At 72.6% G+C, this 11,223-nt stretch carries 8 protein-coding genes; all 8 read right to left on the bottom strand.

The genetic code is table 11. From position 1 onward, the window contains the following. Window positions 1-2,059: primosomal protein N' family DNA-binding protein (locus tag ACR9ZG_RS07290; protein ID WP_481284158.1), on the bottom strand; the 2,059-nt coding region annotated here is incomplete at its 3' end. Between the two features lie 2 nt (window positions 2,060-2,061). Then, window positions 2,062-3,255, bottom strand: coding sequence for a methionine adenosyltransferase (metK, locus tag ACR9ZG_RS07285; RefSeq protein WP_481284157.1), 1,194 nt, complete (start codon window positions 3,253-3,255; stop codon window positions 2,062-2,064). Between the two features lie 55 nt (window positions 3,256-3,310). Continuing rightward, on the bottom strand, window positions 3,311-4,594 hold the full coding sequence (locus ACR9ZG_RS07280; protein ID WP_481284159.1) for a bifunctional phosphopantothenoylcysteine decarboxylase/phosphopantothenate synthase: 1,284 nt from the start codon (window positions 4,592-4,594) through the stop codon (window positions 3,311-3,313). A gap of 71 nt (window positions 4,595-4,665) precedes the next feature. Further along, window positions 4,666-4,923, bottom strand: a complete 258-nt coding sequence (rpoZ, locus tag ACR9ZG_RS07275) for a DNA-directed RNA polymerase subunit omega (RefSeq protein WP_481284156.1) — start codon at window positions 4,921-4,923, stop codon at window positions 4,666-4,668. A gap of 63 nt (window positions 4,924-4,986) precedes the next feature. Next, entirely contained in the window at window positions 4,987-5,910 is a 924-nt protein-coding gene (gmk, locus tag ACR9ZG_RS07270) for a guanylate kinase (RefSeq protein WP_481284155.1), read from the bottom strand. Then, entirely contained in the window at window positions 5,903-6,760 is an 858-nt protein-coding gene (gene pyrF / locus ACR9ZG_RS07265; protein WP_481284154.1) for an orotidine-5'-phosphate decarboxylase, read from the bottom strand. Before pyrF ends, gmk begins: the two co-directional genes overlap by 8 nt. Continuing rightward, entirely contained in the window at window positions 6,757-10,047 is a 3,291-nt protein-coding gene (gene carB, locus ACR9ZG_RS07260; protein ID WP_481284153.1) for a carbamoyl-phosphate synthase large subunit, read from the bottom strand. The genes pyrF and carB overlap by 4 nt, the downstream gene beginning before the upstream one ends. Then, window positions 10,047-11,222, bottom strand: a complete 1,176-nt coding sequence (gene carA, locus ACR9ZG_RS07255) for a glutamine-hydrolyzing carbamoyl-phosphate synthase small subunit (RefSeq protein ID WP_481284152.1) — start codon at window positions 11,220-11,222, stop codon at window positions 10,047-10,049. The genes carB and carA overlap by 1 nt, the downstream gene beginning before the upstream one ends. Window position 11,223 lies beyond the last annotated feature (1 nt).

Genomic DNA, 11,223 nt, shown 5'->3' with positions numbered 1-11,223 from the left:
GGTCGCGGTGCGCTCGGCCTCCGCGACGGAGCCCGTGCGGGGGGGGGGGGGGGGGCGGGGCGCCCCCGGCCCGGGGGGGCGGGCGGGGCCGGGGGGGTCGGCGCCGCGGCGGCGCCGGCCGGTAGCCGCCGCGACCGGCCGGCGCCTTGCGACGCCGGGTCGCGTTCTTCACGACCGCCGCCCGCACCGCGGCGGCCACGTCGGCGCCCTTCGCGTATTCGAAGCGCAGGATGGTGCGGACCAGCCGGTCGTCGACGGGCGCGGGCCCGAGCACGTCGATCAGGAAGCCGGGGTCGACGGCCGCGACAACCTCCCGCACCACCTCCTCCGCCCCGGTGACGGAGGCCAGGCGCACGGCGGGCGGGAACCGCAGCTCGCGGCGGTCCACCAGCTCGGCGTGCGCGAACGCGGCCAGCCGGCCGGTCGCGAAGTCGCGCGCGAGCGTGCCGGACACGCCGACGAGCACGGTGGGAGCACCCGGTGCGGCGAGGGAGGCGGCGCTCGCCCACCAGCGCAGGCAGTCCTCGGCGACGTGCAGCGTCTCGCGGGCGAGCATCCGCTCGCCGTCGAGCAGCAGCACCGCGCGATACCCGCCCTCGGCGATCGGCTCGGCGCCGCGGGTCGCGACGATCAGCGCGGGAGCCGCCCCCACGCGGAGCACGGGATGCTCGCCGTCGGCCAGCACCACCCGGACGCCGGGGAAGGCGCGGCCCAGCTCCTCGGCGGTGCGCCCCGATCCCACCGTCACCATGCGGAACCGGTCGTGCTCGCAGTGGTCGCACCGCCAGTCGGTCGCCAGCGCGCCGCACCAGGCGCAGGCGGGGGTGGCACCCGCCCGGGGCTGACCGAGCGGGCCGGTGCAGCGGTTGCAGCGCGCGGCCTGGCCGCACTTCGCGCAGGCGAGCACGGGCGCGTAGCCCGGGCGGGCGACCTGCACGAGCACGGGACCGCCGGGGTGGCCGTCGGTACCGCTGAGAGCCTCCCGCGCCGCCCGCCACGCGCTCGACGGGAGGCGGGCGGCACGCGCCGCCGCCTCCTCCGCCTGCTGGTTCGCGGTCAGCACGACCTTCGGCGTATAGGCACGCTCGGGGCCGACATCGCGCAGCCAGCCGAGCTCGACCAGGCGCTGAGCCTCGACGCTGCGGACGAGGCCGCCGATCACGAGGGCGCACCCCTCGAGCTCCTGCCGCACCAGCGCCGCGTCGCGCGCGTGCACGTACGGGCTGAGCGGCTCGGCGTGGAGGGGGTCGCTATCCTCCCAGACCACGAGCAGCCCCAGCCGCTCGGCGGGCGCGTAGACGACCGAGCGGTTGCCGATGACGATGCGCGGGCCGCTCAGCGTTTCCAGGAACCCGCGGTACCGGTCGGCGTTGGCTTGCGACGCGTCGGCCCGGACGACGGCTCCGGGAGGGGCGACCGCGGCGAGGGCGGCAGAGAGCTGCTCCAGGTCGCGATGGTCGGGGACGGCGATGATCGCCGTCCGGCCGCCGCTCCAGGTCGCGGCCGCGAGCGCGGCCAGAGTGATCGCCCACTCCCCCACCCAGGTGCCGTCGGGCAGCGCGCTCGGGAACGCCAGCGGGCGGAGGGCGAGCCGCTCGTTCGCGGCGACGGCGGACTCCAATACCCCGGCGCCGTAGCCGCGGACCCCGTGGGCGGGCGGTGTCGGCCGGATGTCGGCCTCCGGATCGCGGGCCAGCCACGCCTTCTCGACGCGGACCATCCGCGACGGCACCGCGAGCCGGAGGATGTCGCTCGCGGTCCCCGCGCTGCGGTCGGCGAGGCGGCGCGCCAGCCGCCACACGCCGTCGGTGAGCACCGGGACCGGCGATACCACTGCGTCCAGCGGGCTCAGCGCGCCCTCGTACTCGTCACCCGGCTCCGCCAGCTCGACCAGGTAGCCGTCGGCGATGCGCCCGGCCGTCCGCAGCGGGACACGCACCCGGACCCCGGGCTGCGCCTCCGCCGCCAGCTCCTCCGGGACGGCGTAGTCGAAGACGTGGTCCAGCTGCGGCAGCGGCGAGTCGAGGACCACCCGGGCGACCCGGCCGGCCGCCGCCATCGCTACAGCCCCGCGGCCGACCGCAGGTCGTCGACGCGATCCAGCCGCTCCCAGGTGAACTCGGGCAGCTCGCGGCCGAAGTGGCCGTAGGTGGCCGTCTTGGCGTAGATCGGGCGCAGCAGGTCGAGGTCGCGGATGATGGCGGCCGGGCGGAGGTCGAACACCTCGCGGATGGCGGCGATGATCTTCTCGTCCGGCAGCGTCCCGGTGCCGAAGGTCTCGACGTACAGGCCCACCGGGGCGGCCTTGCCGATCGCGTAGGCGACCTGCAGCTCCAGCCGGTCGGCGAGACCGGCGGCGACCGCGTTCTTGGCGACCCAGCGCATCGCGTACGCGGCCGAGCGGTCGACCTTCGACGGGTCCTTGCCCGAGAAGGCGCCGCCGCCGTGCCGGCTCGCGCCGCCGTAGGTGTCGACGATGATCTTGCGGCCGGTGAGCCCGGCGTCGCCCTTGGGGCCGCCGATCTCGAAGCGGCCGGTCGGGTTGATCAGCGTGCGGATGTGCGACGACTCGAGGCCGGCAGTGTGCAGCACGGGCGCGATGACCTCCTCGATCACCTCCGCCTGCAGCTGCTCGGACGAGACGTGCGGCGCGTGCTGGGTCGAGAGCACGACGGTCTGCACCGACTTCGGCACGATGCCCTCGTAGCCGACCGTCACCTGCGTCTTGCCGTCGGGGCGGAGGTAGTCGAGCGTGCCGTCCTTGCGGACCTCGGCGAGGCGCTCGGCCAGGCGGTGGGCCAGCCAGATCGGCAGCGGCATGTACTGCGGGGTCTCGGTCGTGGCGTAGCCGAACATGATGCCCTGGTCGCCGGCGCCCTGGCGGTCGAGGTCGTCGTGGCTCTGCTCCGCGCGCGTCTCGAGCGCGTTGTCGACGCCCTGGGCGATGTCGGGCGACTGCGCGCCGATCGAGACCGAGACGCCGCACTGGGTGCCGTCGAAGCTCACGTCGGAGGAGTCGTAGCCGATCTCGACGATCTTGTCGCGCACCAGCGCGGGGATCTCGACGTACCCGTTCGTGGTGACCTCACCGGCGACGTGCACGAGGCCCGTGGTGACGAGCGTCTCGACCGCGACGCGGCTGTTGCGATCGACGGCCAGCAGGGCGTCCAGGATGCTGTCGGAGATCTGGTCGCAGATCTTGTCCGGGTGGCCCTCGGTGACAGACTCGGACGTGAACAGGCGCAGATCTGCCAATGGTTCTCCCTTGCTCGGGCGGGGGCGCGGCGCGTTCGCAGCGGAACGCGGGCCGTCAGACGATGACGTCGAGGATACGATCGGCCACCGACAGCTTCGAGCCCGAGGCCTCCATCACTATATCCCCGCCCTTCCGGAGCACGACGACCTCGTTGCTCTCCGTTGCGAAGCCCTGCGACCAGCCCACCTGGTTGAGCACCAGGAAGTCGCTGCCCTTGGCCGCGAGCTTGGTGCGGCCCAGCTCGATGAGGGCGGAGGGGTCCGGCTCGGTCTCGGCGGCGAAGCCGACGAGCACCTGGCCGTCGCGCTTGCGCGAGGCCAGCCCGGCCAGGATGTCGGGGTTGGCGACCAGCTCCAGGGTGAGGGTCTGCCCGGCCTCCGACTTCTTGATCTTGGCGTCGCGCGTCTCGGCCGGCCGGTAGTCGGCGACGGCGGCGGTCATCACGACGATGTCGGCGGCGCGGGAGGCCTCGGTCACCGCCTCCTCGAGCTCGAGCGCGGTCTGCACCTCCACCAGCTCGACGCCCTCGGGAGGCTCGACCTCGAGGTGCGCGGCGATCAGCACGACCTCGGCGCCCCTGGCCTGCGCGGCGCTCGCGATGGCGACGCCCTGGCGGCCGCTGGAGCGGTTGCCGAGGAAGCGGACCGGGTCGAGCGGCTCGCGGGTGCCGCCGGCGGTTACGACGACACGTCTGCCCGCGAGGTCGACGCCGCCGCGCGGGGCGCGCGACGCCTCGTTGGCGCGGCGGCGCTCGGAGAGCACGACCACGTCGGCGACGGGTTCGGGTGCCGCCGCGAGGGCGGGGCGCGGCGAGACGCCCGCGGCGCGCAGGGCGGCGCGCGCGATGACGTCCGGCTCCTCCATCCGGCCGGGGCCGGAGTCGGCGCCGGTGAGCTGACCGCTCGCCGGGCCGACGATGGTGACCCCGCGGCTGCGCAGCGTCGCGATGTTGGCGACCGTCGCGGGATTGCGCCACATCTCGGTGTGCATCGCCGGGGCGATCACGAGCGGGGCCGTGGAGGCGAGGACCGTGTTGCCGAGCAGATCGTCGGCGATGCCCGCGGCGAGCTTGGCGATCGTGTTGGCCGTGGCCGGGGCGATCACGATGAGGTCGGCGGACTGGCCGATCGCCACGTGCCGCACCTCCGCCACACCCTCGTAGAGGTCGGTGGCGACGGGGTTGCGGCTGATCGCCTCCAGCGTCGGCCGCCCGACGAAGCGCAGCGCCGCCTCGGTGGCGACCACGTGCACCGAGTGCCCGTCGAGGACGAGCGCCCGGATGACACCGACGGCTTTATACGCGGCGATGCCGCCGGTCACTCCGACGACGACGGTCAATCGTGTGCTCACGGCGGCACCCCCTCCTGGCCGGGTCGTGCCCGGCTGCGGTCGCTCTGCGCTGCGGTCGGTTACTCGGCGATCGGCTTGACGACGAGCTTGTCCTCGTTGATCTCGTGCAGGGCCACCGACAGGGGCTTGTCGTCGACCGACGAGTCGACCAGCGGGCCGACGTTGTCGAAGAGGCTGCCCTCGTGGAGGTCGGCGTAGTAGTCGTTGATCTGGCGAGCGCGCTTCGACGCGAAGATGACGAGCGCGTACTTCGACTCGACCTTCGAGAGGAGGTCGTCGATGGGCGGGTCGATGATGCCGTTGTTGCTGGTAGCCATGCGGGAGGAGCTCCTTGCCGTGGTCGGTCGGATGGGCGCCGGATTCGGCGCGACGAGAGCGGTCTACGGACGCGACGGCGCCGAGCGGACCTTCATCAAGTCTACGACCTCGCGAGCGGCCTCTGCGACGTCGTGGTTCACGACCTTGTGATCGAACTCGTCCTGCGCCGCCAGCTCGACCTTCGCGGTCTCCAGCCGGCGCTGCTGCTCGGCGGAGTCCTCGGTGCCGCGGCCGATCAGGCGCCGGACCAGCTCCTCCCAGGTGGGCGGGAGCAGGAAGATCAGCCGCGCCTCCGGCATCGACTCGCGCACCTGGCGCGCGCCCTGGAGGTCGATCTCCAGCAGCACGGAGCGGCCGTCGTCGAGCGCGCGCTCGATCGGCTTGCGCGGCGTGCCGTAGCGGTAGGAGTTGTGCACGGTGGCGTGCTCCAGCAGCTCGCCGTCGCGGATCATCCGGTCGAACTCGGCGTCGTCCACGAAGTAGTAGTGGACGCCGTCGACCTCGCCGGGCCGCGGCGCGCGCGTGGTCGCGGAGACCGACAGCAGCACGTCCGGGTAGTTCTCGCGGATGTACGTCGAGACCGTGCCCTTGCCGACCGCGGTCGGGCCGGCCAGCACGACGAGCCGGCTGCGCTTCTGGCCCGCCTTGCTCTCGCGCTCGATCAGGTAGTCGCGCAGCCGCAGCCGCTGGTGCCTGCCGAGGCCGCCCAGGCGCTTCGCGGGCGAGATCTGGAGGCGGGCCAGCGCCTCCTGCATCTTGGTCGTGCCGATGGCGGGAACGCTCAGCAGGAACTCGGTGACCCGCAGCCGCCCCTCGACGCCGTCCGGCTCGGCGGTCGCGCGGTCGAGCACGGTCAGCGGGGACAGCTCGCGGGAGGCGATGGCCGCCTTGACCGCGGCGCGCGCCCGGCGGGCGGCGACGGCGGCCTGCGAGGCGGCGGCCCGGTCGACCTCGGGCGGCGCCGGACGGCGGGAGGGCTCAGCCATGGCTGGCACGCACCTCCTCGGCGCGGCGGTCGATGGCGTCGGCGAGCCCGGACGGCCCCGCGTTCAGCAGGCCGCGGGACTCGCTCACGATCACGCCGGGGGCGTACGAGCCGAAGATGCGCGGCGCGTCCTCGACGCGCGCGCCCTGATGGCCGAAGCCCGGCGCGAGCACCGGCAGGGCCGGGGTGCGCGGAGCGGCGTCGATGTCGATGCCGTAGCCGGCCAGGTCGACGGTCGCGCCGAGCACGAGCCCGGCGGTCCCGAGCGCGTGCCGCGGCTGCGCCTGGTTGAAGGAGTGCACGTCTTCGATGATGGCACGCGCGACGGTCGAGCCCGCGTGCCGCCCCGACGCGACCACCGCCTGCTGGATCGCGGCGGCCTCCGGGTTGGAGGTCGCGGCGAGCACGAACAGACCTTTGCCGTGCTGCTCACCCAGCCGCAGCGGCTCCGCGATCGAGCCGACGCCCTGGAAGGCGGCGATGGTCATCGCATCCGCCTCCAGGGGCGAGCCCGGTGTCAGCCACGCTTCGGCGTACGCCGTGACGCTGGTGCCGATGTCGCCGCGCTTCGCGTCGGCGATCACCAGCAGCCCGGCCGCGCGGGCGGCCGCGAGCACCTCCTCCAGCGCGGCGTACCCGGCGGAGCCGAACCGCTCGAAGAACGCCACCTGCGGCTTGACGATCCCGGCGCGGCCGGCCGCCGCCTCCACGACGGTCAGGCCGAAGGCGCGCACGCCGTCCGCCGAGTCGCTCAGCCCCCAGGCGTCGAGGAGGTGCGCGTGCGGATCGATGCCGACGCACAGCCTCCCCGGGCCTGCGAAGACCGCGGCCAGCCGGTCACCGAAGCTCACGCGCGCGCTGCCCTCTGCCTCGCGTACTCCTGCAGCGACGTGACCTCGAAGCCCTCGCTGATCGCGTCGATCGACGCGACCGCGGCGCTCAGCTCGGCGATCGTCGTGAACAGCGGCTTGTCGCCTGCGACGGCGGACGCGCGGATCTCGTACCCGTCGGCGCGCGCGGAGCGGCCGCTCGGGGTGTTGATCACGACATCGACCTCGTTGCGCACGATCAGGTCGACGATGGAGTCGCCCTCGCCGCTCTCCTGCGCCTCGCTGTACTTGCGCACGACGCGGGCGCCGATGCCGTTGCGGTTCAGGACCTCCGCCGTGCCCTCGGTGGCGAGGATCTCGAAGCCGAGCTGCTGGAGGCGCAGCACCGGCAGCACGATCGCGCGCTTGTCGCGGTCCGAGACCGAGACGAACGCGGTGCCGCCGAGCGGCATGCCGCCGTACGCCGCCGCCTGGCTCTTCGCGAACGCCCGCGGGAAGTCCTTGTCGATGCCCATGACCTCGCCGGTCGAGCGCATCTCGGGGCCGAGCACCGAGTCGACGACGACGCCCTCGCGGGTGCGGAACCGCTTGAACGGCAGCACCGCCTCCTTCACCGCCACCGGGGAGTCCATCGGGATGACGGAGCCGTCCTGCTCTGGCAGCAGCCCCTCCTCGACGAGCCCGGCGATCGTCTCGCCGACCATCAGCCGCGAGGCGGCCTTGGCGAGCGGGATGCCGAGCGCCTTGGAGACGAACGGGACCGTCCGCGACGCCCGCGGGTTGGCCTCCAGCACGTAGAGCACGCCGGCGCCGATCGCGAACTGCACGTTCAGCAGGCCGCGCACGCCGATGCCCTCGGCGATGAGCCGGGTGGCCTCGCGCACGCGGTCGACCTCGCGGCGGCCGAGCGTGATCGGCGGGAGGGTGCACGACGAGTCGCCGGAGTGGATGCCGGCCTCCTCGATGTGCTCCATCACGCCGCCGATGTACAACTGGTCGCCGTCGTACAGCGCGTCGACGTCGATCTCGATCGCGTCGTCGAGGAAGCGGTCGACCAGCAGCGGGTGGGCCGGGCCCACGATGCCCTGGTTCGCGACTCGCTCGAAGTAGTCGGCGAGGGAGGCGTTGTCGTAGACGATCTCCATGCCGCGGCCGCCGAGCACGAAGCTCGGGCGCACCAGCACCGGGTAGCCGATCTGCTCGGCGACGTGCGCGGCGCTCGGGTAGTCGACGGCCGTGCCGTTGCGCGGGGCGAGCAGGCCGGCGTTCTCGAGGATCTCGGCGAACTGACCGCGCTCCTCCGCCAGGTCGATCGCCTCGGGGGTCGTGCCGAGGATCGGGACGCCCGCCGCCTCCAGCCCCTTGGCGAGGCCGAGGGCGGTCTGGCCGCCGAGCTGCACGACCACGCCGACCAGCTCGCCGGTCTGCGACTCGGCGTGGATGACCTCCAGCACGTCCTCCAGCGTCAGCGGCTCGAAGTAGAGCCGGTCGCTGGTGTCGTAGTCGGTGGACACCGTCTCCGGGTTGCAGTTGATCATGATCGTCTCGAACCCGGCGTCGTGCAGCGCGAACGACGCGTGCACGCACGAGTAGTCGAACTCGACGCCCTGGCCGATGCGGTTCGGGCCGGAGCCCAGGATGACGACCTTGCGCCGGTCGCTCGGCTCGACCTCGGTCTCCAGGTCGTAGCTGGAGTAGTGGTACGGCGTGAGCGCCGGGAACTCGCCCGCGCAGGTGTCGACCGTCTTGTAGACCGGGCGGACGCCGAGGATGTGGCGCACCTCCCGCACGTCGGCCTCGCCGAAGCCGCGCAGCTCGCCGATCTGGGCGTCGGAGAAGCCGTGGTCCTTGGCGTAGCGGAGGGTGTCGGTGTCGAGGGTCTCGGCGTTCCTGATCTCCTCGGCGACCTCGTTGATCAGCGCGATCTGGTCGATGAACCAGGGGTCGATCTTCGTGGCCTCGAACACCTGCTCCGCGGTCGCGCCGAGGCGCAGCGCCTGCTGCACGTCGACGATGCGGCCGTCGGTCGGGGTCGCGATGGACTCCAGCAGCTCCTCCACCGTGCGGGACTCGGCGCCCCAGTGGAAGGACGAGCCGCGCTTCTCCAGGCTGCGCAGCGCCTTCTGCAGCGCCGACGAGAAGCTGCGGCCGATCGCCATCGCCTCGCCCACCGACTTCATGGTCGTGGTGAGGGTCGGGTCGGCGGCCGGGAACTTCTCGAACGCGAACCGCGGCACCTTCACGACGATGTAGTCGAGCGTGGGCTCGAAGCTCGCCGGGGTGACCTTGGTGATGTCGTTCGGGATCTCGTCCAGGCGGTAGCCGATCGCCAGCTTCGCCGCGATCTTCGCGATCGGGAAGCCGGTGGCCTTCGACGCCAGCGCCGACGACCGCGAGACGCGCGGGTTCATCTCGATGACGATGATCCGGCCGTTCTCGGGGTTCACCGCGAACTGGATGTTGCAGCCGCCGGTGTCGACGCCCACCGCGCGGATGATGTCGATGCCGATGTCGCGCAGCCGCTGGTACTCGCGGTCGGTCAGCGTCAGCGCGGGCGCCACGGTGATGGAGTCGCCGGTGTGGACGCCGACCGGGTCGACGTTCTCGATCGAGCACACGACCACCGTGTTGTCGGCGGTGTCGCGCATGAGCTCGAGCTCGTACTCCTTCCAGCCGAGGATGGACTCCTCGAGCAGGACCTCGCTCGTCGGGCTCTGGTGCAGGCCGTCGCCGACGATGCGGCGCAGCTCCTCCGGCGTGTACGCGAAGCCGGAGCCCAGGCCGCCCATCGTGAAGGAGGGGCGGACGACCAGCGGGTAGCCGAGGTCCTCCGCGTACTCCAGCGCCTCGTCGACGGTGTGCGCGATGTACGAGCGCGCCACCTCGGCGCCGGCCTCGATCACCAGGTCCTTGAAGATCTGGCGGTCCTCGCCCTTCTGGATCGCCTCGAACTTCGCGCCGATCAGCTCGACGTCGTACTTCTCGAGGATGCCGTGCTCGTGCAGCTGCATGGCCGCGTTGAGCGCGGTCTGGCCGCCGAGGGTCGGCAGGATCGCGTCGGGGCGCTCCTTGGCGATGATCGCCTCCAGCACCTCCCGCGTGATCGGCTCGACGTAAGTGGCGTCGGCGAAGTCGGGGTCGGTCATGATGGTCGCCGGGTTGGAGTTGACCAGAATGACCCGCACGCCCTCGGCCTTGAGCACGCGGCAGGCCTGGGTCCCCGAGTAGTCGAACTCGACGGCCTGGCCGATGACGATCGGGCCGGAGCCGATGACGAGGACGGAGTGGATGTCGTCGCGTTTTGGCATCAGTCGTTCTGCTCCTGGTCGTCGGCGGAGGCGGGTGCGGGTGCGGCGTTGCGCTCCCTGATCATGTCGAGGAAGCGGTCGAAGAGGTAGTTGGCGTCGTGCGGGCCTGCCGCCGCCTCCGGGTGGTACTGCACGCTGAAGGCGTTGAGGTCGAGGCAGTTGAGCCCCTCCACCACCTGGTCGTTGAGGCTGAAGTGGCTGACCTCGACCTTGCCGAAGCCGGCCGGCGAGTCGAACGTCGCGTCGATCGGCGCCTTGACCGCGAAGCCGTGGTTCTGCGAGGTGATCTCGACCCGGCCCGTGCGCTTGTCGAGCACCGGCTGGTTGATCCCGCGGTGGCCGAACGGCAGCTTGTAGGTGTCGAGGCCGAGCGCGCGGCCGAGCAGCTGGTTGCCGAAGCAGATGCCGAAGTACGGCACCCCGGCGCGCAGCGTCTCCTGCAGCAGGGCGACGTGCCGGTCGGAGGCCGCCGGGTCGCCGGGGCCGTTGGAGAAGAACAGCGCCGAGACGCCGAGGTCGAGGATGTCCTGCGCGGTCACCTGCTGCGGGAGCACGTGCACGTCGAGCCCGCGGCCCGCGAGGTTCTCGAGCGTCGACTTCTTGACGCCGAGGTCGAGCACGGCGACCGAGCCAACCTTCTCCCCCACCGCCGGGACGGTGTACGGCTCGACGGTCGAGACCTCGGCCGAGAGGTTGCGGCCGGACATCTTCGCGCCCGCCTGCACGAGGTCGAGCTGCTCGCTGTCGCTGAGCTCGAAGTCCTCGCCCGAGAAGACGCCGGCGCGCATCGCGCCGACCGAGCGGATGTGCCGGGTCACCGCGCGGGTGTCGATCCCGCTGATGCCCACGACGCCCTGCGCGACGAGGTCGTCGTCGAGCGAGCGCTGCGAGCGGAAGTTGGACACGATGCGGCTGGGCTCGCGGACGACGAAGCCAGCCACCCAGATCTGCCGCGACTCCATGTCCTCGTCATTGGCGCCCGTGTTGCCGATGTGCGGCGCCGTCATGAGCACGATCTGGCCCGCGTACGACGGGTCCGTCAGCGTCTCCTGGTAGCCGGTCATGCCGGTCGCGAACACGGCCTCGCCGAGCGTGCGCCCGATCGCGCCGTACGCCCGGCCCACGTACCGCGTGCCGTCCTCGAGGACGAGCACCGCCTTCTGTGCAGCAGTCACG

This window comes from Leifsonia sp. KNZ12-8B (assembly GCF_056755495.1).
This window is presented reverse-complemented; position numbering and strand designations above follow the sequence as displayed.

Coding starts and splice junctions, on each gene's coding strand:
- rpoZ (WP_481284156.1), bottom strand. CDS start 4,923: ATGGCTACCAGCAACAACGGCATCATCGACCCGCCCATCGACGACCTC.
- gmk (WP_481284155.1), bottom strand. CDS start 5,910: ATGGCTGAGCCCTCCCGCCGTCCGGCGCCGCCCGAGGTCGACCGGGCC.
- carB (WP_481284153.1), bottom strand. CDS start 10,047: ATGCCAAAACGCGACGACATCCACTCCGTCCTCGTCATCGGCTCCGGC.